Below are 22,397 nucleotides of genomic sequence, written 5' to 3' on the forward strand. Positions count from 1 at the left end.
GCTTATATTGTGTAAATCTAGCGATTATTGTACATATCTTTATATAGATTCGTTTCAAAGCGCACTAAATAAGCGCGTCCAGCATTACGATTTTTTGTAGGAGGGGAATACGCTGAAACGTACTGTACAAACGCAACTTTTTGCCCATTTGCCGTGGTCATAAAGCCAGCAAGATTGTAAACTCCTTTTAATGACCCCGTTTTGGCAGAAACTTTGCCATCAACTCCCGCTTCATGAAAACCCCCTCGATATTGTAATGTACCGTCATGTCCAGCAAGGGGAAGCATAGTGATAAAATTTAATTCACTTTCATGTTGTCCAATATATTGAAGGACTTGCATCATGGTGGCAGGTGAAATGAGGTTATGGCGAGAAAGACCAGAACCATCAACCATAACGGTATTGCCTAAATCAATTCCGGCTTTTTGTTTTAAAATAGCACGGGTTGCCTCTGCGCCAGATCGCCAAGTACCTGCAACGCCATAATACTCACGACCAATAGTTCTAAAAACGGTGTCTGCAATCATATTATCAGACTCTTTTAGCATGGTAGTCAGTAAGTTATGTAACGGTTTTGATTGTGTCTGTGCAAGTATAGTAACAGGTGGCTTTAGTTGAGAGCGACGTTTGATATATCCATCAAGCTCAATATTGGCGCGCTGTAACTCTTCTTTCAAAATTGTACCGGCCCAATGAGCTCCATCTTGAATAGAAAACATTAAAGGTACAGCATCGTCACGTTTAGGAATACAACCTGTGATTACATAAGTATTTAAGTCACGAACAGTGACGTCTAATTCACAAAAACGGGTACGCGTTGATCCTTTTTCATAAGTTTCAACTTCACTTAAAACAGTTACGGGATAGAAAGAAGCTTTACGTATTGTGGCAATATCACCTTCTTTGTTGCCACTTTGCAATAAAACGGAAAAGCAGTTCTTATCAACAATGGCGGCACTAGGAGGGGCACTAAAGCATTGTGTCAGATCATTCCAAACCCAACCTGGTGCTTTATCGTGGCTTGAAAAAGCAGAAGTATCAATAAGTAAATCACCCTGTACTTTTGTAACACCGGATTGCTTTAATACGGCAACCATTGCTCTTAATTGCTGGCGACTTAATGTAGGATCGCCAGTAAAACGAAAGATTAAATCACCATTAAGCTGATTGTCTTTTATTTTACCTTCTGTTTCCATTGTTGTGGTGAATTGATAATCTCCCCCTAATTGAAGTAATGCGGCAAGTGCAGTCACTACTTTCTGAGTACTTGCAGGAAGTGCTAATTGATCGGCATGATAGTTAAGATTAGGAGAAGCAGCGCCAACGGGTTGAGTTATTAAACCCACTTGTGTTCCTTCAGGAAGAAGGGATGTATAGTTTTCAACAGGTATCGCTTGGGTTGAAAAACTGATGATACTTAATGTGTAAAGTATCCGTCGAAATGTTGATAGTAAGCGCATAATTTCTCTATCTGTGACTATAGCGTGTAACGTTACAGTATTGATTGCCAGAGGCTAATACTAAAGGGCAATGAGGGCAAAAGTAAACGGTAACAAGCAGGATTAGCTCATTATCAGAAAAAGTCTGTTTATCTCTTCATAAAGAGAGATAAGGCGTGAAGCAATGCTTCTGTTGTGTTAGATTTAGTTTTAAGTATGGGTGGTTTAGTTTACGTCCCAATAGCACATGACTCGGGAATATAATAGCGCCCCTCATTCACCGAATATACGTAGAGACAGGCCCAATTTAAGGTTGCCTGTGTCTTTTTTTGTCTTGAGAAGAGTAAATAGATCCTTTTCTCTGTGTTGTTAGTATAAAAAATCAGGATGATACCTATTTTTTATTAGGAATAGTATTGAGGTATTAACACATGAATCAGATCCCTATGACAGTTCTAGGTGCAGAAAAATTACGCGAAGAGCTGGAATATTTAAAAAGTATTCGTCGTCCCGAGATTATTGCAGCTATTGCAGAAGCTCGTGAACATGGAGACTTAAAGGAAAACGCGGAATATCATGCTGCAAGAGAGCAACAAGGTTTCTGTGAAGGCCGTATACAAGAAATTGAAGCGAAATTATCAAATGCTCAAGTCATTGATATTACTAAGATGAATAACAATGGTCGTATTATTTTTGGTTCAACAGTTACGCTGTTAAATGTTGAAAATGAAGAAGAGCAAACTTACCGCATTGTTGGTGATGATGAAGCTAACATTAAAGAAAACTTAATTTCTGTTAATTCACCGATTGCACGTGGATTAATTGGTAAAGAGTTAGATGATGTTGTTGTTATTACTACACCTGGTGGACAAGTCGAGTATGAAGTTTTAAACGTAGAATATATTTAATTTATAATTTTACGTTTCTATAGAAAACTAGAGTGCCATCCTGTGGTAATATAAAAAAGGCCTTAAAAGGCCTTTTTTGCCATAGAGTTAGTTATGGCATTTTTATATAAAGATACAAGTTTTATTTCGGTAAAATAATCTTACGTGCTTCTGAAGGACGATAAAGAACAAGAATTTTTCCGATAACTTGTACATTCTGTGCACCGCTTTCGCGTACAATCGCTGCCACGATCAAGTTTTTAACATCTCGATCTTCGCCTGCGATTTTGACTTTGATAAGCTCATGGTGTGCCAGAGCGAGTTCAATTTCTGCAAGAACGCCTTCAGTCAACCCGTTGTTACCAATCATAACGACTGGATTTAGGTGATGAGCGAGCCCTTTCAGGTGTTGAATTTGTTTTTTGTTAAGAGTCATCATTAATTTTTGCTTTGTTGGGATTGAAAACGATCTATTCTAACGCCATCTCTCATTTATCACCATAAAATGTCGTTAATACGGGGTTAAATGAGTGAAAGAGTAAAAATATTGATAGCTAAGTGTATGATAGTTGGAAAACGCAATGGCCAATAAAAAACGTTCGGCAAGCTCTAGCCGCTGGTTACAAGAACATTTTAGTGATAAATATGTTCAGCAAGCACAGAAAAAAGGGTTTCGCTCTCGTGCTTGGTTTAAGCTGGAAGAAATTCAGCAAAGTGACAATATTTTTAAACCAGGTATGACCGTTGTCGATTTAGGGGCAGCCCCAGGAGGGTGGTCTCAATATGTTGTACAGAAGTTAGGAAGCAAAGGTCGAATCATCGCATGTGACCTTTTACCTATGGATCCTATAGTCGGGGTCGATTTCCTTCAAGGCGATTTTCGTGATGAACTTGTGTTGAAGGCATTGCTTGATAGAGTAGGTGAAAACAAAGTCCAGGTTGTCATGTCTGACATGGCTCCAAACATGAGCGGTACACCCGCGGTCGATATTCCTCGATCCATGTATTTAGTAGAGTTAGCGCTTGATATGTGTCGTGATGTACTGGCTCCCGGGGGAAGTTTTATTGTCAAAGTATTTCAGGGAGAAGGCTTTGATGAATACCTGGGGCAAATACGCTCCCTGTTTACGAAAGTGAAAGTTCGTAAACCAGACGCTTCGCGGTCTCGTTCTCGTGAGGTATATATTGTAGCCACAGGGCGTAAACTTTAGTACCCTAAAGCTATTTGTTAACACAGTTGTAATATGAGGTTAATCCCTTGAGTGACATGGCGAAAAACCTGATCCTCTGGCTAGTTATTGCAGTCGTTTTGATGTCATTATTCCAGAGCTTCGGACCCAGCGATTCGAATAGTCGTAAGGTGGATTACTCTACCTTTATCAATGAGTTAACTAATAACCAATTACGCGAGGTCAGCATAAGTGGTTATGATATTAATGTAACTAAAACAGATAACTCAAAGTACAGCACGTATATGCCTATGCGTGATGACAACCTGCTGACCACTTTAATGAACCGTAATGTAAAAGTAACGGGCGAACCACTTGAAGGCCAAAGTCTTCTGACTCAAATTTTTGTGTCTTGGTTCCCAATGCTATTACTAATTGGTCTTTGGATTTTCTTTATGCGCCAAATGCAAGGTGGTGGCGGTAAAGGTGCGATGTCTTTCGGTAAAAGCAAGGCGCGCATGTTGACAGAAGACCAAATCAAAACAACCTTTGCTGATGTAGCGGGTTGTGATGAAGCGAAAGAAGAAGTAAGCGAATTAGTTGAGTATTTACGTGATCCCGGTCGTTTCCAGAAATTAGGGGGTAAAATCCCTAAAGGTATTCTGATGGTGGGGCCTCCAGGTACAGGTAAAACATTATTAGCAAAAGCCATCGCGGGTGAAGCGAAAGTTCCATTCTTTACCATTTCAGGTTCTGATTTCGTTGAAATGTTTGTGGGTGTGGGTGCTTCTCGTGTTCGTGATATGTTTGAACAAGCTAAAAAAGCAGCACCTTGTATCATCTTTATCGATGAAATCGATGCGGTTGGTCGCCAACGTGGTGCCGGTTTAGGTGGTGGTCATGATGAACGTGAACAAACACTGAACCAAATGCTTGTTGAGATGGATGGTTTCGAAGGTAATGAAGGTATTATTGTTATTGCGGCAACTAACCGTCCTGATGTGTTAGACCCAGCATTACTTCGTCCGGGTCGTTTTGACCGCCAAGTGGTTGTTGGTTTACCTGATGTGCGTGGACGTGAGCAAATCCTTAAAGTCCATATGCGCCGTGTGCCTTTATCACCAGATGTTGATCCAGCAATTTTAGCGCGTGGTACGCCAGGTTTCTCTGGTGCTGACTTAGCTAACTTAGTTAACGAGGCTGCTTTATTCGCTGCACGTGGTAATAAACGTGTTGTCTCAATGGTCGAGTTTGAGAAAGCGAAAGATAAGATAATGATGGGCGCAGAGCGCCGTTCAATGGTGATGACTGAAGAACAAAAAGCATCAACTGCTTATCATGAAGCGGGTCACGCAATTATTGGCCGTTTAGTACCTGAACATGATCCTGTGCATAAAGTGACGATTATTCCTCGTGGACGTGCATTAGGTGTGACTTTCTTCTTACCTGAAGGCGACCAAATTAGTGCGAGTCGCCAGAAGTTAGAGAGCCAAATTTCAACACTTTACGGTGGCCGTTTAGCTGAAGAAATTATCTATGGTGCAGAACATGTTTCTACGGGTGCTTCTAATGACATCAAAGTTGCAACCAATATTGCACGTAACATGGTGACACAATGGGGCTTCTCTGAAAAATTAGGGCCATTGCTGTACGCAGAAGAAGAAGGTGAAGTGTTCTTAGGTCGTTCTGTTGCTAAAGCGCAGCATATGTCTGATGAAACAGCTCGTACAATTGACGAAGAAATTAAAGCTATCGTTGATCGTAACTATGTTCGTGCTCGTCAGATCTTAATGGACAACCTTGATATTCTGCACTCAATGAAAGATGCACTGATGACTTATGAAACTATCGATGCGCCTCAAATTGATGATTTAATGAATCGTCGCGATGTTCGTCCACCTGCGGGTTGGGAAGGCAATAATGGCAATAGTGGTACAACTACTGCCCAGCCAGCACAAGCGCATGTAGCGAGTGAGCCAAAAGATAAGCCAGAGTCAGAAAGTGATACACCTTCTGATAAAAATACTCACTAATCCTTATTGGGTTATGCACATTGAGTAAGCTATAAATACAAACCCCAGGCTTCTGGGGTTTTTTTTTGAAGGTATCAATGAAATGAAATTAATGGCGAGAGGAACAGAACTTAACTTATCAACACCTCAAGTTATGGGGATTTTGAATGTTACTCCAGACTCTTTTTCTGATGGTGGCACTCATAATTCACTTAATGATGCAGTTGATCATGCGGCAAAATTAATCGCTGAAGGGGCTTCTATCATCGATATTGGTGGTGAGTCAACTCGACCTGGCGCAAGTGATGTCTCTATTGATGAAGAGTTGCAGCGTGTTGTTCCTGTTGTTGAGGCTATTCGTCAGCGTTTTGATATTTGGATCTCTGTTGATACATCCAAAGCTCAGGTCATTACTGAATCAGCAAACGTCGGTGCTTCAATTATCAATGATATTCGCTCTTTACAAGAGCCGGGAGCACTTGAAGCAGCAGCTAAAACAGGTTTGCCTGTGTGTATTATGCATATGCAGGGCAACCCTAAAACTATGCAACAATCGCCACATTATGAGAATGTGATGATGGATGTTGATCGTTTTTTACAAGAAAATATTCAACGTTGCGTTGATGCAGGGATCGAAAAAAATCAAATTATTCTTGATCCAGGATTCGGCTTTGGTAAAAATTTAGCGCATAATTACCAATTATTAGCACACTTAAGTGAACTTCATCACTTTGGTCTACCTATACTTGCCGGAATGTCACGCAAATCAATGGTTGGACAACTATTGAATGTGCCACCACAAGAGCGTGTTGCTGGTAGCGTGGCATGCGCAGTTATTGCAGCGATGCAAGGCGCACAAATTATTCGTGTACACGATGTTAAAGAGACTGTTGATGCGATGAAAGTCGTACAAGCGACTCTTTCTGCAAAGGAAAATAATGAATGAGCGAACGTAAATACTTTGGAACAGATGGTATCCGTGGAAAAGTAGGTGATAGTCCAATTACACCTGATTTTGTATTAAAACTAGGTTGGGCTGCGGGCAAAGTATTAGCACGTCATGGCTCTCGCAAAATCATTATTGGTAAAGATACTCGTATTTCAGGCTATATGCTGGAATCAGCATTAGAAGCGGGTTTAGCGGCTGCAGGTTTATCAGCCTCATTTACTGGACCAATGCCAACACCGGCTGTTGCTTATTTAACGCGTACATTTCGTGCTGAAGCAGGGATTGTTATTTCAGCTTCTCATAACCCTTATTACGATAATGGGATTAAATTCTTCTCTATTGATGGTACAAAATTACCAGATGAAGTAGAAGAAGCTATTGAAGCTGAAATGGAAAAGCCAATTACTTGTGTTGAATCCGCAGAGCTTGGTCGTGCAAATCGTATCGTGGATGCGGCAGGTCGTTATATTGAATTCTGTAAAGGGACTTTCCCGAATGAAAACAATCTTAATGGTCTAAAAGTGGTTGTCGATTGTGCTCATGGTGCAACATACCATATCGCGCCAAACGTATTTCGTGAACTAGGTGCTGAAGTGATCACTATTGGTTGTGAACCAACGGGTATCAATATCAACGAAGAGTGTGGTGCAACAGATGTTCGTATGTTGCAAAAACGCGTATTAGAAGAAGGCGCTGATGTTGGTTTAGCTTTTGATGGTGACGGTGACCGTATCATCATGGTTGACCATCAAGGTCTAAAAGTTGATGGTGACCAAATTCTCTATATTATTGCGAGAGAAGCATTACGCCAAGGTCAATTACGCGGTGGTGCTGTTGGTACTCTAATGAGTAATATGGGATTAGAGATTGCACTTAAACAACTGGGTATTCCTTTTGTCAGAGCAAAAGTGGGTGACCGCTATGTGCTTGAAAAACTACAAGAGAAAGGCTGGCGTTTAGGTGCCGAAAACTCAGGCCATATTATTTTATTAGATAAAACAACGACAGGTGACGGTATTGTTGCAGGTTTACAAGTTTTAAGTGCAATGGTGCGTAACCATATGAGCCTACATGATCTATGTAGTGGCATGAAGCTATTACCGCAAGTGTTAGTGAATGTTCGCTTTACGGGTAGCCACGACCCGTTACAAACATCTGAAGTTCAGCAAGTCGCCAAAGCAGTTGAAGACGAGCTGGCTGGTAAAGGTCGTGTATTGTTGCGTAAATCAGGTACAGAACCTTTAATTCGTGTCATGGTTGAAGGTGAAAATGAAGAGCAAGTTACTGCGATGGCAAATCGTATTGCTGACGCAGTGAAGCACGTGGGTTAATTGATGATTTTTTCTTCAATCAATCACTTTGTAGTAAAATAACCTTGCTTGTCAGTTCAGCTTTGGTTAGTATTCACACCCGCTTAGTAAGGTCTTGAACTAAAGCGGGTGAAGCAATCGAAGGTTATCGTTAAGACGATAAGTTCCATAGAAAAGGTAACGCAAATGTATACGGCACTCATTGTTATTCTTATCATTGTAGCAACAGGGCTAGTTGGTCTGATCCTGTTACAGCAGGGTAAAGGTGCTGATATGGGCGCTTCTTTTGGTGCAGGTGCTTCCGGTACAGTATTTGGTTCAAGCGGTTCAGCTAACTTTATGACCCGTATGACCGCTGTTTTAGCAACAGCTTTTATTGTACTTGCCCTTATTTTAGGTAATCTAAGTGCCAATAAAACTGTGCGTGAAGACAGCAAATGGATGTCTATCGAGCAGACTACAGAAGAAGCTAAAAAAGCTGAGCAGTTAGCAGCGCCTGTAGCGCCAGCAAATACAGATATTCCGCAGTAAACTAAGTAAAGATTTAAATGAGATTGTTAATATTTACGCAGTAACAGTCTCATTAAGTGCCGAGGTGGTGAAATTGGTATACACGCTACCTTGAGGTGGTAGTGCCTATAAAACGGGCGTACGGGTTCAAGTCCCGTTCTCGGCACCATTATTCCAGATAGCTTGCGTTTTGCTTGTTATCAGCGTAAAATTTGCCACGTTTTTCGAACGCGGGGTGGAGCAGCTTGGTAGCTCGTCGGGCTCATAACCCGAAGGTCGTCGGTTCAAATCCGGCCCCCGCAACCACTTCTAACAATACAGCACTTTTCTCATTAATCATCTTGTTGAACCGATTATGATCCTGAGTGGAATGTGCCGTAAGAAGAGGTTATTCTCGAATGGCAAGTTACAGGGTCCAGTTGCATAAAGCCCCGAATTTCGGGGTTTTTTGTTATCAGAGAATAGAATACTGGGCTATAGGCCCTTTTTTTATGCCTTGGGGGTGGGTTTGTCCACATTAGAGCAAAAATTAACAGCGATGGTTTCAGCACCAGTAGAAGCATTAGGCTTTGAATTTGTCGGTCTTGAGTTTATTCGTGGCCGAGAATCAACATTGCGCATCTATATTGATAGTGAAGACGGTATCACTGTTGATGATTGTGCTGATGTTAGCCACCAGGTCAGTGCTGTGCTGGATGTTGAAGATCCAATTCAAACAGTTTATAACCTTGAGATTTCTTCTCCTGGTTTAGAACGACCTTTATTCACTGCAACGCATTATGAGCAATTTATCGGTGAAGAAGCCGCTATTGTATTACGAATTGCAATGCAAAACCGCCGTAAATGGCAGGGCATTATTAAGTCTGTCGCTGGCGAAATGATCACGGTTACTGTGGATGGTAAAGACGAAGTGTTCGCACTGAGCAACATCCAGAAAGCTAACCTGGTACCCCACTTTTAAGTTTTGAAGAGGCAACTAGGATGAACAAAGAGATTCTGGCTGTTGTGGAAGCGGTCTCTAACGAAAAATCTCTTCCTCGTGAAAAGATTTTTGAAGCACTGGAAACCGCACTAGCGACAGCAACTAAGAAGAAATACGAGCAAGAGATTGACGTTCGCGTTTGTATCGACCGTAAAACCGGTGACTTCGATACATTCCGTCGTTGGGTTGCTGTTGATGAAGTGACTCAACCAACTCGTGAAATCACACTTGAAGCAGCTCAATATGAAGATCCTAGCATTGAGCTAGGTGGTTATATTGAAGATCAGATTGAATCTGTCACTTTCGACCGTATTACGACACAAACCGCTAAACAAGTTATCGTACAAAAAGTACGTGAAGCTGAAAGAGCAATGGTTGTTGATCAATTCCGCGAACAATTAGGCGAAATTATCACGGGTGTTGTGAAGAAAGTGAACCGTGAAAATATCACTTTAGATTTAGGTAATAACGCTGAAGCGGTTATTTTACGCGAGGATATGTTACCGCGTGAAAACTTCCGCCCAGGTGACCGTTTACGTGGTGTTTTATACGATGTACGTACAGAAACCCGTGGTGCACAACTTTTCGTGACACGCTCTCGCCCTGAAATGCTGGTTGAACTTTTCCGTATTGAAGTACCAGAAATTGGCGAAGAAATCATTGAAATTAAAGCTGCAGCGCGTGATCCAGGTTCCCGTGCCAAAATCGCAGTAAAAACTAACGACAAGCGTATTGACCCTGTGGGTGCTTGTGTTGGTATGCGTGGTGCACGTGTACAAGCCGTTTCCAGCGAATTGGGCGGCGAGCGAATTGATATTGTTTTGTGGGATGATAATCCTGCACAATTCGTCATTAATGCAATGGCTCCGGCAGATGTTGCTTCTATTGTTGTCGATGAAGACAAATGCACAATGGATGTTGCAGTCGAAAGCAGTAACCTTGCACAGGCAATCGGCCGTAATGGTCAAAACGTTCGTCTGGCAGCACAGTTACTGAAAAAACATCGTGGTGATGACAAGTGGGAATTAAACGTCATGACTGCTGATGAACTGAATGCAAAACATCAGGCAGAAGCAAACGCAGCCATTGAAATATTTACTAAGCATCTCGACATTGATGAAGACTTCGCAACTGTTTTAGTTGAAGAAGGTTTCTCTACCCTTGAAGAGTTAGTTTATGTGCCAATCAGTGAACTGCTGGCTATTGACGGATTAGATGAAGACACCGTTGAAGCTCTACGTGAAAGAGCAAAAGCTGCACTAACAACGATTGAGTTGGCTCAAAAAGAAAGCCTAGGCGATAACCAGCCAGCCGAGGACTTATTAGCTCTCGAAGGCTTGGAGCGCTCTTTAGCATTTGATCTAGCTGCCCGTGGTATCTGCACACTGGAAGATCTTGCCGAACAGGGTATCGATGACCTAACTGATATTGAAGGTTTAAATAGTGAGCGCGCAGGCGAACTCATTATGGCCGCACGTAATATCTGCTGGTTTGGGAATGATGCGTAACAACTGAGCAGGAAGGAACAGAATGACAGATGAAACAGTAAAATCACTGGCAGAAGAGATTCAGACACCGGTTGAACGTTTGGTACAGCAGTTTGCTGATGCCGGTATTAAGAAGACCGTCTCTGATTCTGTCTCCCAAAAAGAGAAAGAAACCTTACTGGCTTGGTTGAATCGTGATAAAGACGTATCAACCAACCAACCAGAAAAATTAACGTTACAACGCAAAGTGCGTAGTACGTTAAGTGTTCCTGGTACAGGTGGCAAAAGTAAATCAGTAGCCATCGAAGTCCGCAAAAAACGCACTTATGTGAACCGTGACGCCGTTGAAAAAGCGCAAGCGGATGAGCAAGCTCAGCGTGAAGCGGAAGAAAAGGCGCATCGCGAAGCCGAAGAAAAAGCCCAGCGCGAAGCACAAGAGAAAGCACAGCGCGAAGCTGAAGAAAAAGCAAAACGTGAAGCTGAAAAGGCGAAGAAAGACGCCGAAGAAAAAGCGAAACGTGAAGCTGAAGAAGCAAAACGTGAAGCAGCGGAATTAGCTAAGCGCGAAGCAGCGGAAAAAGATAAAGTGAAACAAAACGATAAACCAAAAGCTGATAAAGCAGCAGATCAGGAAAAAGCACGTCGCAATGCTGAACAGGCTGAACTGAAGCGTAAAACGGAAGAAGCACAGCGCCGTAAAGCGGAAGAAGAAGCACGCATAGCAGCAGAAAAAGCACGTCGTTTAGCTGAAGAAAATGCTGAAAAATGGACTGCTGAACCTAAAGCACCAGAAGCTGAAGGCTCAGACTATCATGTAACAACATCACGTTATGCTCGTGATGCAGAAGATGAAAGTGATGCTGAAGTTGAAGGTGGCCGCGGTCGTGGTCGTAATGCTAAGGCTCCTCGTCCTAAGAAAAACAACCGCCATTCTGAAAAAGCAGATCGTGAAGAAGCACGTGCTGCTGGCCGTACTAACAAGAAAGGTAAACGTAAAGGTAGCGCATTACAGCAAGGCTTTAATAAGCCAGCGGCTGTTGTAAACCGTGATGTTATTATCGGTGAGACTATTTCTGTTGCTGAACTGGCTAACAAAATGGCAGTAAAAGGGTCTGAAGTTATCAAAACTATGATGAAAATGGGTGCTATGGCGACCATTAATCAGGTTTTAGACCAAGAAACTGCGCAGCTTGTTGCTGAAGAAATGGGTCACAAAGTTATCTTACGTCGTGAAAACGAGTTAGAAGAACAAGTCATGAGCGATCGTGATACTGGCGAAGAAAGCGCAGTATCTCGTGCTCCAGTTGTGACTATCATGGGTCACGTTGACCATGGTAAAACATCATTACTGGACTACATTCGTTCAACGAAAGTAGCATCAGGCGAAGCGGGTGGTATCACCCAGCATATTGGTGCTTATCACGTTAAAACTGACAAAGGTGAAATCACCTTCCTAGATACTCCAGGTCACGCCGCGTTTACTTCAATGCGTGCTCGTGGTGCTCAGGTTACGGATATCGTTGTTCTGGTTGTTGCGGCAGATGATGGTGTAATGCCACAAACTATCGAAGCAATCCAACACGCAAAAGCAGCAAACGTACCGGTTGTTGTTGCAGTGAACAAAATTGATAAACACGAAGCTGATCCAGATCGCGTTAAAACTGAATTGTCTCAATATGGCATTCTGCCAGAAGATTGGGGTGGTGAAACTCAGTTTATCCATGTATCTGCAAAACAAGGTTTAGGTATTGACGAACTGCTAGATGCTATTCTTTTACAAGCTGAAGTTCTCGAACTGAAAGCAGTTAAAGAAGGTATGGCAAGCGGTGTTGTTATCGAATCTTACCTTGATAAAGGTCGTGGTCCAGTTGCAACTATTCTTGTCCGTGAAGGTACGCTAAATAAAGGTGACATCGTTCTGTGTGGTTTCGAATATGGTCGTATTCGTGCAATGCGTAACGAATTAGGTCAAGACGTTCAATCTGCTGGACCATCAATGCCAGTTGAGATTTTAGGTCTGTCTAATGTTCCTTCTGCGGGTGATGAAGCAACGGTTGTTCGTGACGAGAAGAAAGCGCGTGAAGTTGCATTATACCGTCAAGGTAAATTCCGCGATGTTAAACTGGCTCGTCAGCAGAAATCTAAACTGGAAAACATGTTTGCTAACATGGAAGAAGGTAAAACTTCTGAACTGAATATCGTTCTGAAAACTGACGTTCAAGGTACTTGTGAAGCGATTACTGATGCATTAGTTAAACTTTCTACTAATGAAGTTAAACTGAAAATCATCGGTTCAGGCGTAGGTGGTATCACCGAAACTGACGCAACATTAGCGGCCGCTTCTAACGCAATCATTCTTGGTTTCAACGTTCGTGCTGATGCATCTGCTCGCCGTATCATTGAACAAGAAAGTGTTGATTTACGTTACTACTCCGTTATTTATAGTCTGATTGACGAAATCAAACTGGCAATGAGCGGCATGTTGGCACCTGAATATAAACAAGAAATCATGGGTCTTGCAGAAGTCCGTGATGTGTTTAAATCACCTAAATTCGGTGCGATTGCGGGCTGTATGGTGGTTGAAGGTAACATCAAACGTAATAACCCAATTCGTGTTCTACGTGATAACGTGGTTATCTATGAAGGCGAACTTGAGTCACTACGTCGCTTTAAAGATGACGTCAACGAAGTGCGTAATGGCATGGAATGTGGTATCGGTGTGAAAAACTACAACGATGTCCGTGTTGGCGACATGATTGAAGTCTTCCAAGTTATCGAAATCAAACGTTCTATTGATTAATTTAGTACGTCTTGTTTTAAAAGGGAGCTCAAGGGCTCCCTTCTTATTCCTTTCTTTGTTGTATTCTCCTCTTATTTTCTCTCCATTTTTCAATATAACCGAAATAGATTGCCTTTCAGTAATTTATGAAAGTGAAATAACAGGGTAAAATAGCACCAAAGAAACATTTTATTTCTAAAGAAAGAAATCAGAGAAAGCGGTTGTTAAATACCACTTCATGTATACTCTTTAGATATCATTGATTTTAGATTTGAATTAATAATGACAAGCAGGGCGATACCCTATTGTCAGGGAGAGATAAAATGGCAAGAGATTTTAGCCGTAGTCAGCGCGTTTCTCAGGAAATGCAAAAAGAAATCGCCATCATTTTACAACGTGAAGTCAAAGATCCACGCATTGGAATGGCCACGGTTTCTGGCGTTGAAATTTCTCGTGATTTGGCTTATGCCAAAGTGTTTGTCACCTTTTTAAACTTATCTGGTGGTGAAAAAAGCGAAGAAGAAATGGTTGCAGAGGGGTTAACTGCACTTAATGAAGCCGCTGGTTTTATTCGTTCTTTATTAGGCAAAGCGATGCGTTTACGCATTGTGCCTGAGCTGACATTTGCTTATGACAACTCATTAGTTGAAGGTATGCGTATGTCTAACTTAGTTTCTAACGTCGTTAAAAGCGATGAAGAGCGTCGTCATAAAGAGGACAAATAATGGGGCGTCGTCGTAAGGGGCGTGAGATTAACGGCGTATTGCTACTCGATAAACCCCAAGATATTTCATCTAACGATGCACTCCAAAAAGTCCGCCGTATGTTTAATGCCAGTAAGGCTGGGCATACAGGGGCACTGGATCCTTTAGCAACAGGTATGCTCCCTATTTGTTTAGGTGAAGCAACGAAATTTTCACAGTTTCTATTGGATTCTGATAAGCGTTATCGAGTTATTGCCCGTTTAGGGCAACGAACCGATACTTCTGATGCACATGGTGAGGTTATTCAAGAGCGCCCTGTGCAATTTACACAGAAAGCTTTAGATGATGCCTTGGATAGTTTTCGTGGCGAAACATTGCAAGTCCCTTCAATGTACTCTGCCTTAAAACATCAAGGTAAACCGCTTTATGAATATGCCCGACAAGGTATTGAAGTTGAGCGTGAAGCAAGACCGATTACCGTTTATGAACTTCAGTTTATTCGCTGGGAAGGTGATGAATTAGAGCTGGAGATCCATTGTTCTAAAGGTACTTACATTCGAACAATTATTGATGATCTTGGTGAGAAATTACAATGTGGTGCTCACGTTATTTTCTTACGTCGACTAGAAGTTGCAGATTATCCTAAAGAGCGAATGGTAACGTTAGAGCAATTAAGCGCGATGATAGAGAAGGCTCAAACTGCACAAGAAGATCCTTTCTTGGCGCTTGATGCGCTGTTATTGCCTATGGATACTGCAGTTGCACATTTTCCTGTTGTGAATCTGACCACGATTATTGCGGGTTATCTTAAGTTGGGACAACCTGTTCGTGTGAATCATGACATCAGTGAAGGTGAATGGGTAAGAGTAACTGAGGGTGATGAAAAAAAATTCATTGGCCTTGCTATCATCAAAGATGGCTTAGTTGCACCGAAAAGAGTTGTTGTAGACTATAGCGCACAAGATAACACTTAATAGCAATCTTGCGCTAAAGGTGTTTGAAGCGTAGAATAATGCGGCTATCTGTTTAGGTGGCTGAGTTGGATAGCTGAATTAGAGATTGGCTATCTGAAAATTTTACTTAATTTGGAGTTTATTATGTCTCTAAGTACTGAAGCGAAAGCACAAATCGTTGCTGAATTTGGTCGTGATGCTAACGATACTGGCTCAAGCGAAGTTCAGATTGCACTGCTGACTGCAGAAATCAACCACCTGCAAGGTCACTTTTCAGAGCACAAAAAAGATCACCACAGCCGTCGTGGTCTGCTGCGTAAAGTTTCCAGCCGTCGTAATCTGCTGGACTACCTGAAACGTAAAGATGTTGCTCGTTACTCTGCACTGATTGAACGTTTAGGTCTGCGTCGCTAATCAAGAGAGTTTCACTGGAAAGGGGCCTGTTGGCCCCTTTTCTACTAGAAAGTGCTATTTTTAATATTAGTCGTTATGTTTTAATGTGGTGATTGTTATTTAGTCTCTCTAGTTACGACAATTCGCGCGGCTAATGAAAGTATTTCTCACTAAGTGGTTAATATTTTCATTAGTCGCGAGGGGACGTAGCGGAGAAAAGATCATTCATCGTCGCTAAACATCTGGCGACAATAAGATAAAGGATATTATTTTGCTGAATCCTACAGTTCGTAAATTTCAATACGGTCAACATACTGTTTCATTAGAAACAGGCATGATGGCTCGTCAAGCAACAGCTGCTGTTATGGTTGACATGGACGGCACCGCTGTTTTTGTCACTGTTGTTGCAAAGAAAAAAGTTAAAGCTGGACAAGATTTCTTCCCATTAACAGTTAACTATCAAGAGCGTTCATACGCTGCTGGCCGTATCCCTGGTAGCTTCTTCCGTCGTGAAGGCCGTCCTGGTGAAGGCGAAACGTTAATTGCACGTTTAATTGACCGTCCTTTACGCCCATTATTCCCAGAAGGTTTTTTAAACGAAATTCAGATCGTTGCTACTGTTGTTTCAGTTAACCCACAAGTTAACCCAGATATCGTTGCAATGATTGGTGCTTCTGCGGTATTAGCGCTGTCAGGTGTTCCATTCAATGGCCCTATTGGTGGTGCTCGTGTTGGTTTTATCGATGGACAATATGTTTTAAACCCAACTGTTGATGAGCTGAAAGTCAGTAAATTAGACTTAGTGGTTGCCGGTACGGCAGGCGCAGTCCTGATGGTAGAATCGGAAGCTGATTTACTATCAGAAGAAGAAATGTTAGGTGCAGTTGTATTTGGTCATGATCAACAACAAGTTGTTATCGAAAACATTAATGCATTAGTTGCAGAAGTGGGTAAAGAGAAATGGGATTGGGCGCCAGAAGCTATCAATCAAACTTTACATGACCGTATTGCACAATTAGCTCAAGCTCGTATTGGTGATGCTTATCGTATCACTGAAAAACAAGAACGCTATGAACAAATCGAAGCTATCCGTGATGAAGTTATTGCGACGCTAGTCGCTGAAGATGAAACTTTAGATGAAGCCGAAATCAGTGAAATCTTCTCAGGTCTTGAGAAAAACATCGTTCGTGCTCGCGTATTAGCTGGTGAACCACGCATTGATGGCCGTGAAAAAGACATGGTACGTGCATTAGATATTCGCACTGGTTTATTACCACGTACTCACGGTTCAGCACTATTTACTCGTGGTGAAACTCAGGCTCTGGTAACGGCAACATTAGGTACTGCACGTGATGCTCAAACCATTGATGACATCATGGGTGAGCACACTGATACATTCTTACTGCATTATAACTTCCCTCCATACTCTGTTGGTGAAACAGGCATGATGGGTTCACCAAAACGTCGTGAAATCGGCCATGGCCGTTTAGCAAAACGTGGTGTGTTAGCTGTAATGCCAACAATTGAAGAATTCCCATATACTGTTCGTGTGGTTTCTGAAATCACTGAATCAAATGGTTCATCTTCAATGGCATCTGTTTGTGGTGCTTCTTTAGCGCTGATGGATGCAGGTGTGCCAATTAAAGAATCTGTTGCAGGTATTGCAATGGGTCTAGTCAAAGAAGGCGACAACTTTGTTGTTCTTTCCGATATCCTGGGTGATGAAGACCATTTAGGCGATATGGACTTTAAAGTTGCTGGTAGCCGTAACGGTGTCAGCGCATTACAGATGGATATCAAAATTGAAGGTATCACTCGCGAAATCATGCAGGTTGCATTAAACCAAGCGAAAAGCGCACGTCTACATATTTTAGGCGTAATGGAAGATGCAATTAGCAAACCTCGTGCTGATATTTCTGAATTCGCACCGCGCATTCATACAATCAAAATTAATCCAGACAAGATCAAAGACGTTATTGGTAAAGGCGGTTCTGTTATCCGTGCATTAACGGAAGAAACTGGTACAACTATCGAAATCGAAGATGATGGTACAGTGAAGATTGCTGCAACAAGTGGTGATCAAGCAAAACAAGCTATCGCTCGTATCGAAGAGATCACGGCAGAAGTTGAAGTGGGTCGTATCTACAACGGTAAAGTAACTCGTATCGTAGATTTCGGTGCATTCGTTGCTATCGGTGGCGGTAAAGAAGGTCTGGTTCATATTTCTCAAATCGCAGACAAACGCGTTGAGAAGGTGAGTGACTACTTGGAAATGGGTCAAGAAGTGCCAGTTAAAGTACTGGAAATTGACCGTCAAGGCCGTATTCGCTTAAGCATGAAAGAAGCTCAAGCTAATCAGCAGGAAGCAACAGAAACTTCTTCTGAAGATTCTGCTAATTAATGATACTCTACTACCGATATCTAGACATGGGTATCGGTAGAGACTTATTATGATTGACAAGTAGGACGTCTAGAACGCTTTTTGTTGAAAGGTCTGACTTTGGGAGTGAGAAATGAAAACATTTCTGCGCGGTTGTTCTATTGCTGTTTTCATCTTTATTTCCGGATGCAGCACTAGTCCAGAGTGGCGTCAGAATGCGATTTTTGCCACACCATTGCAGCCTTCTTTACAACAAGAAGTGATATTGGCTCGTATAGAACAAATCCTAGCGAGCCGCTCATTAACCGAAGATGAATACGCACAGCTTTTATATGAGCGTGGTGTGCTGTATGATAGCCTCGGTTTACGAGCTTTAGCGCGTAATGATTTTTCAATGGCGCTATCAATACGACCAGATATGCTAGAAATTTTTAATTTTCTAGGTATCTATTTTACGCAAGCAGCGAATTATGATGCTGCTTATGAAGCGTTTGATTCTGTTTTAGAGCTTGATCCAACTTACAATAATGCGCGTTTTAATCGTGGTATCGCTTCGTACTACGGTGGCCGATTGAAATTGGCGCAGGATGATCTGCAGGCGTTTTATCAGGTCGATCCAAATGATCCCATTCGTTCGCTTTGGTTATATCTTGTAGAAAAAGAGATAAACACTGATTTGGCTAAACAACAGCTAAAACAGCGATACCAGCAGGCGGATAAAACGGGACAATGGGGATGGAATATAGTTGAGTTTTATTTAGGCGACATAAATGAGAAAACATTAATGTTGAAACTAAATGAGGCTTCAACCGATAACACTTCGCTCGCTGAGCATCTTAGTGAAACTAACTTCTATTTAGGTAAGTATTACCTAAGTCTGGGGGATACGGATAGCGCAGAAGCGTTATTCAAGCTGACGGTTGCCAACAACGCACATAACTTTGTTGAGCACCGCTACGCATTGTTGGAATTAGCACTGTTAGGCCAACAAGAAGACCTAGCGGAATCGGACCAGCAATAGCTGACGAACATTTCTCTGATCAGTTTGAAAGCCATCATCTACACAGGATGAGGGCTTGTTTGTTCGTTTAATAATATAATTTGAGCCAGTTCACATTTTAGATGATAAAGACCGACAAACCATGCGGTATGTTATGTCAACTGGCTGCCATAATGAATGAGGCACAGTGACATGACTACTGAAACCGATATGACTTTTGCTGATCTAGGTTTATCAGCACCTATTTTGACTGCACTGAATGACTTAGGCTACGAGAAGCCTTCTCCAATTCAGCAACAATGTATTCCTTTCCTTTTAAACGGTAATGATGTTTTAGGTATGGCACAGACGGGTAGTGGTAAAACTGCCGCATTTAGCCTGCCGTTATTACATAATCTTGATGAATCATTAAAAGCACCACAAATTTTAGTTTTAGCACCAACTCGTGAACTTGCGGTTCAGGTTGCTGAAGCAATTGAAGATTTTTCTAAGCATTTACCAAAAGTAAATGTTGTTGCTCTGTATGGTGGTCAGCGTTACGACGTTCAATTACGTGCGTTACGTCAAGGGCCACAAGTGGTTGTAGGTACACCAGGTCGTTTATTAGACCATTTAAACCGTGGCACATTAGACTTATCTAAATTAAAAGGTTTAGTCTTAGATGAAGCTGATGAAATGTTACGTATGGGCTTTATTGAAGATGTTGAAAACATTTTAAGTAAGATCCCAGCAGAACACCAAACTGCACTGTTCTCTGCAACAATGCCAGAAGCTATTCGTCGAATTACTCGTCGTTTTATGAACGATCCGAAAGAAGTTCGCATCCAAAGTAGCGTAACAACACGTCCAGACATTAGCCAAAGCTATTGGATGACATTTGGCGCGCGTAAAAATGAAGCGTTAATTCGTTTCTTAGAAGCAGAAGATTTTGATGCGGCAATTATTTTCGTTCGTACTAAAAACGCAACATTAGAAGTAGCTGAAGCTTTAGAGCGTAATGGTTATAACAGCGCAGCGTTAAATGGTGATATGAACCAATCACTGCGTGAGCAAACATTAGAACGTCTGAAAAATGGTCGTTTAGACATTTTAATCGCGACTGACGTTGCTGCTCGTGGTCTTGACGTTGACCGTATCAGCCTTGTTGTGAACTATGATATCCCAATGGATTCAGAATCTTACGTTCACCGTATTGGCCGTACAGGTCGTGCAGGTCGTGCTGGCCGTGCAATTTTATTCGTTGATAACCGTGAGCGTCGTTTACTGCGCAATATCGAACGTACAATGAAGATGACTATTCCTGAAGTAGAGCTGCCAAATGCAGAACTTATCAGCCAACGTCGTCAGGAAAAATTTGCACAGCAAATTGCGCAACAATTAGAAACTAGCAACCTTGACCAGTATCGTGCTCTGTTACCTAAATTAGCTCCACAAGGTGAAGAAGCGCTGGATATGGAAACACTGGCTGCGGTATTGCTGAAGATGGCTCAAGGTGAGCGCGCACTTATTCTACCACCTGATCCCGTTCGTCGTCCTCGTCGTGAATTTAACGATCGTGACGATCGTCGCCGTGATAACGATCGCGAGCGTTCTCCTCGTCGTGAACGTCGTGATGCTGGCGAAATGGATTTATACCGTATTGAAGTGGGTCGTGATGATGGTGTTGAAGTTCGTCATATTGTTGGTGCGATTGCTAACGAAGGCGATATCAGCAGCCGTTACATTGGTAATATCAAACTGTATGGTTCTCACTCAACCATCGAATTACCAAAAGGTATGCCAACAGATTTATTAAGCCATTTCACACGTACGCGTATTATGAACAAACCACTGAATATGCAATTAGTGGGTGATGCACAATCTCAGCCTTTCCGTGAGCGTCGTAATAACAGTCGTCGTGATGGTCAGCCACAAGGTGGTCGTCGTTTTAGTAACGGTGATCAACCACAACGTCGTGGTAATAACGATCGTGGTGGTGAACGTGGTAACTTCCGTGGTCGCAATAACGAAGGCACACCTCGTCGTCGTAGTAGCACTCATAACCAATAAGAGTTGGTAATTAACTTAATTTTAAATTGAGTTGATGACAAAAATAAAACCAGTCAACGAGAGTTGGCTGGTTTTTTTATACTTATTTTAATGGTATAAAATTTGTCACGACCGACTTCCATTAATCATAGGAAAGTTCATGCAAACCAATCAATTAGAATTACGTTGTATTCAGCAAGATGATGATACTCAACGTACAGACTTCAATTTTTATATTGATGGTATAGCATTGGATAAATGGTTCGGGTTTGAGAAATAAACAGATTTACGCTTTTCAGATTTTGACTTGGATTTTTTCGTTGTTGATAAAGCTCGTTTCCCGAATTATGACCGTCATAAAATTATTCGCAGTAAAATAGAGCAATATTTAGGAAATAAACCTGTTTATACTCAATTAGATAATAATCGATTGGTGTTGTATCGTTGTCATTGTGGTAGCGATTATTGCTCTGTGATCGCTTGTGATTTAGAAATTACAGAAGATCAGGTGAAGTGGAATAATATTGCTTATGAAGATGGGTTAGATAAAGAAGACGCACTAGAACTTGATGAACATGGAATTACGCCTATTGAACAGCTTATTTTTGATCGTAAGCAGTATCAGCAAGTTTTTAATGAGTATTTAGAACAATACTTATGATTATCTAAATACCCATTTATTACAGGGCGTTATTAATTAGCTTAAACCAATCGCTTCTTTTAATGGTTTTAGATATCGGCGACTAACAGGAATTTGGCTATTATTGTGTAATATCAATTCTGCCTGCCCATTATCACCAAAAATAATCTCATTAACATAATCCATATTCACTAAATATTGGCGATGGCAACGAACTAATTGTGTACGTGTTTCTAAGGTACGTAGTGTTAATTCAGTAAAGCCTTCCTGACCTTGATTATTGGTAACATAAACACCACTGAGTCTTGATGTTGCAAATACAGCCTCATCAATGGGCATTAACCAAATTCGGCTATGACCGGTACATGGAATGCACTTTAAACGCTCTTCAGGCGGTGTTAAGAGATCAATATTCTGCTTCTTACCTTGGCGTAAACGATTTAGTGTTTTCGTTAATCGCTCTTGCTCTAATGGCTTGAGTAAATAATCAAAAGCGTGCTCTTCAAAAGCCTGAATGGCATACTCTTCAAATGCAGTTAAAAAGACAATATAAGGGCGATGTTCAGGATCAAGCATTGTGACCATTTCAAGGCCAGTAATACGAGGCATTTGAATATCCAGAAAAACAACATCAGGCTTTTTACGATGTATTTCTCCTATAGCTTCAATCGCATTACTGCATTCACCAACAATATGAATATCCTTTTCAGTTTCAAGTAAACAACGTACATTTTCACGAGCCAACGGCTCATCATCAACGATTAATATATTCATT

Annotated in this window: 19 protein-coding genes and 2 tRNA genes; 18 read left to right on the forward strand and 3 right to left on the reverse strand. The window is 41.6% G+C overall.

Annotated elements, in window-relative coordinates:
* Positions 1-17: 17 nt before the first annotated feature.
* Positions 18-1,460, reverse strand: a complete 1,443-nt coding sequence (gene dacB, locus DK858_RS06425; protein ID WP_109396701.1) for a serine-type D-Ala-D-Ala carboxypeptidase — start codon at positions 1,458-1,460, stop codon at positions 18-20.
* 410 nt (positions 1,461-1,870) lie between these two features.
* On the opposite strand from dacB, the gene greA reads away from it, so the two are divergent.
* Positions 1,871-2,347 (forward strand): transcription elongation factor GreA, encoded by a 477-nt coding sequence (gene greA, locus DK858_RS06430; RefSeq protein ID WP_109396703.1) that lies wholly within the window; start codon positions 1,871-1,873, stop codon positions 2,345-2,347.
* 121 nt (positions 2,348-2,468) lie between these two features.
* Here the strand turns inward: greA and yhbY are convergent, their stop codons facing one another.
* A complete protein-coding gene (yhbY, locus tag DK858_RS06435; protein WP_036914752.1) occupies positions 2,469-2,762 on the reverse strand; it encodes a ribosome assembly RNA-binding protein YhbY in 294 nt (97 codons plus the stop codon).
* 145 nt (positions 2,763-2,907) lie between these two features.
* On the opposite strand from yhbY, the gene rlmE reads away from it, so the two are divergent.
* The 17 genes from rlmE (at position 2,908) to DK858_RS18270 (ending at position 21,643) form a co-directional block, all read left to right on the forward strand.
* Positions 2,908-3,537, forward strand: a complete 630-nt coding sequence (gene rlmE, locus DK858_RS06440) for a 23S rRNA (uridine(2552)-2'-O)-methyltransferase RlmE (protein ID WP_006535698.1) — start codon at positions 2,908-2,910, stop codon at positions 3,535-3,537.
* Between the two features lie 47 nt (positions 3,538-3,584).
* A complete protein-coding gene (gene ftsH, locus DK858_RS06445; protein WP_162556662.1) occupies positions 3,585-5,528 on the forward strand; it encodes an ATP-dependent zinc metalloprotease FtsH in 1,944 nt (647 codons plus the stop codon).
* 82 nt (positions 5,529-5,610) lie between these two features.
* Complete coding sequence (gene folP, locus DK858_RS06450; protein ID WP_109396706.1) at positions 5,611-6,453, forward strand: dihydropteroate synthase; 843 nt, start codon at positions 5,611-5,613, stop codon at positions 6,451-6,453.
* Positions 6,450-7,787 carry a phosphoglucosamine mutase gene (gene glmM / locus DK858_RS06455; RefSeq protein WP_072064554.1) on the forward strand — a complete coding sequence of 446 codons (1,338 nt, stop codon included), beginning with the start codon at positions 6,450-6,452 and terminating at the stop codon, positions 7,785-7,787. Before folP ends, glmM begins: the two co-directional genes overlap by 4 nt.
* A 165-nt stretch (positions 7,788-7,952) precedes the next feature.
* Positions 7,953-8,297: a preprotein translocase subunit SecG gene (gene secG / locus DK858_RS06460; RefSeq protein WP_036914692.1), complete on the forward strand. Its 345-nt coding sequence runs from the start codon at positions 7,953-7,955 to the stop codon at positions 8,295-8,297.
* A gap of 58 nt (positions 8,298-8,355) precedes the next feature.
* Positions 8,356-8,445, forward strand: a tRNA-Leu gene (locus DK858_RS06465).
* 60 nt (positions 8,446-8,505) lie between these two features.
* Positions 8,506-8,582 (forward strand) — tRNA-Met (locus DK858_RS06470).
* Positions 8,583-8,784: 202 nt separating this feature from the next.
* Positions 8,785-9,237 carry a ribosome maturation factor RimP gene (gene rimP, locus DK858_RS06475; RefSeq protein WP_036914691.1) on the forward strand — a complete coding sequence of 151 codons (453 nt, stop codon included), beginning with the start codon at positions 8,785-8,787 and terminating at the stop codon, positions 9,235-9,237.
* Positions 9,238-9,257: 20 nt separating this feature from the next.
* Positions 9,258-10,766, forward strand: a complete 1,509-nt coding sequence (gene nusA / locus DK858_RS06480) for a transcription termination factor NusA (RefSeq protein ID WP_006535691.1) — start codon at positions 9,258-9,260, stop codon at positions 10,764-10,766.
* Positions 10,767-10,788: 22 nt separating this feature from the next.
* Positions 10,789-13,545, forward strand: a complete 2,757-nt coding sequence (gene infB, locus DK858_RS06485; RefSeq protein WP_109396708.1) for a translation initiation factor IF-2 — start codon at positions 10,789-10,791, stop codon at positions 13,543-13,545.
* 302 nt (positions 13,546-13,847) lie between these two features.
* Positions 13,848-14,249, forward strand: coding sequence for a 30S ribosome-binding factor RbfA (gene rbfA, locus DK858_RS06490; RefSeq protein WP_006535687.1), 402 nt, complete (start codon positions 13,848-13,850; stop codon positions 14,247-14,249).
* Positions 14,249-15,202: a tRNA pseudouridine(55) synthase TruB gene (truB, locus tag DK858_RS06495; protein ID WP_109396710.1), complete on the forward strand. Its 954-nt coding sequence runs from the start codon at positions 14,249-14,251 to the stop codon at positions 15,200-15,202. The genes rbfA and truB overlap by 1 nt, the downstream gene beginning before the upstream one ends.
* A gap of 123 nt (positions 15,203-15,325) precedes the next feature.
* Complete coding sequence (rpsO, locus tag DK858_RS06500; protein WP_023583571.1) at positions 15,326-15,595, forward strand: 30S ribosomal protein S15; 270 nt, start codon at positions 15,326-15,328, stop codon at positions 15,593-15,595.
* A gap of 250 nt (positions 15,596-15,845) precedes the next feature.
* The gene (pnp, locus tag DK858_RS06505; protein WP_036914690.1) at positions 15,846-17,975 is read left to right on the forward strand and encodes a polyribonucleotide nucleotidyltransferase; all 2,130 of its coding nucleotides are present in this window, start codon (positions 15,846-15,848) and stop codon (positions 17,973-17,975) included.
* A gap of 112 nt (positions 17,976-18,087) precedes the next feature.
* Positions 18,088-18,975 carry a lipoprotein NlpI gene (gene nlpI, locus DK858_RS06510; protein ID WP_109396712.1) on the forward strand — a complete coding sequence of 296 codons (888 nt, stop codon included), beginning with the start codon at positions 18,088-18,090 and terminating at the stop codon, positions 18,973-18,975.
* Between the two features lie 171 nt (positions 18,976-19,146).
* Positions 19,147-21,003 (forward strand): DEAD/DEAH family ATP-dependent RNA helicase, encoded by a 1,857-nt coding sequence (locus tag DK858_RS06515; RefSeq protein ID WP_109396713.1) that lies wholly within the window; start codon positions 19,147-19,149, stop codon positions 21,001-21,003.
* 286 nt (positions 21,004-21,289) lie between these two features.
* Positions 21,290-21,643 (forward strand): hypothetical protein, encoded by a 354-nt coding sequence (locus tag DK858_RS18270; RefSeq protein WP_228407199.1) that lies wholly within the window; start codon positions 21,290-21,292, stop codon positions 21,641-21,643.
* Positions 21,644-21,679: 36 nt separating this feature from the next.
* On the opposite strand, the gene btsR is transcribed toward DK858_RS18270, so the two are convergent.
* Positions 21,680-22,396, reverse strand: a complete 717-nt coding sequence (btsR, locus tag DK858_RS06525; RefSeq protein WP_109396714.1) for a two-component system response regulator BtsR — start codon at positions 22,394-22,396, stop codon at positions 21,680-21,682.
* Position 22,397: the final 1 nt, after the last annotated feature.

Source organism: Proteus faecis (assembly GCF_003144395.1).
Lineage (GTDB): Bacteria > Pseudomonadota > Gammaproteobacteria > Enterobacterales > Enterobacteriaceae > Proteus > Proteus faecis.

What these genes read in the sequence shown, in the direction of transcription:
- dacB (WP_109396701.1), bottom strand. Translation starts at nt 1,460, where the DNA reads ATGCGCTTACTATCAACATTTCGACGGATACTTTACACATTAAGTATC.
- greA (WP_109396703.1), top strand. Translation starts at nt 1,871, where the DNA reads ATGAATCAGATCCCTATGACAGTTCTAGGTGCAGAAAAATTACGCGAA.
- yhbY (WP_036914752.1), bottom strand. Translation starts at nt 2,762, where the DNA reads ATGACTCTTAACAAAAAACAAATTCAACACCTGAAAGGGCTCGCTCAT.
- rlmE (WP_006535698.1), top strand. Translation starts at nt 2,908, where the DNA reads ATGGCCAATAAAAAACGTTCGGCAAGCTCTAGCCGCTGGTTACAAGAA.
- folP (WP_109396706.1), top strand. Translation starts at nt 5,611, where the DNA reads ATGAAATTAATGGCGAGAGGAACAGAACTTAACTTATCAACACCTCAA.
- glmM (WP_072064554.1), top strand. Translation starts at nt 6,450, where the DNA reads ATGAGCGAACGTAAATACTTTGGAACAGATGGTATCCGTGGAAAAGTA.
- secG (WP_036914692.1), top strand. Translation starts at nt 7,953, where the DNA reads ATGTATACGGCACTCATTGTTATTCTTATCATTGTAGCAACAGGGCTA.
- nusA (WP_006535691.1), top strand. Translation starts at nt 9,258, where the DNA reads ATGAACAAAGAGATTCTGGCTGTTGTGGAAGCGGTCTCTAACGAAAAA.
- infB (WP_109396708.1), top strand. Translation starts at nt 10,789, where the DNA reads ATGACAGATGAAACAGTAAAATCACTGGCAGAAGAGATTCAGACACCG.
- rbfA (WP_006535687.1), top strand. Translation starts at nt 13,848, where the DNA reads ATGGCAAGAGATTTTAGCCGTAGTCAGCGCGTTTCTCAGGAAATGCAA.
- truB (WP_109396710.1), top strand. Translation starts at nt 14,249, where the DNA reads ATGGGGCGTCGTCGTAAGGGGCGTGAGATTAACGGCGTATTGCTACTC.
- rpsO (WP_023583571.1), top strand. Translation starts at nt 15,326, where the DNA reads ATGTCTCTAAGTACTGAAGCGAAAGCACAAATCGTTGCTGAATTTGGT.
- nlpI (WP_109396712.1), top strand. Translation starts at nt 18,088, where the DNA reads ATGAAAACATTTCTGCGCGGTTGTTCTATTGCTGTTTTCATCTTTATT.
- DK858_RS06515 (WP_109396713.1), top strand. Translation starts at nt 19,147, where the DNA reads ATGACTACTGAAACCGATATGACTTTTGCTGATCTAGGTTTATCAGCA.
- btsR (WP_109396714.1), bottom strand. Translation starts at nt 22,396, where the DNA reads ATGAATATATTAATCGTTGATGATGAGCCGTTGGCTCGTGAAAATGTA.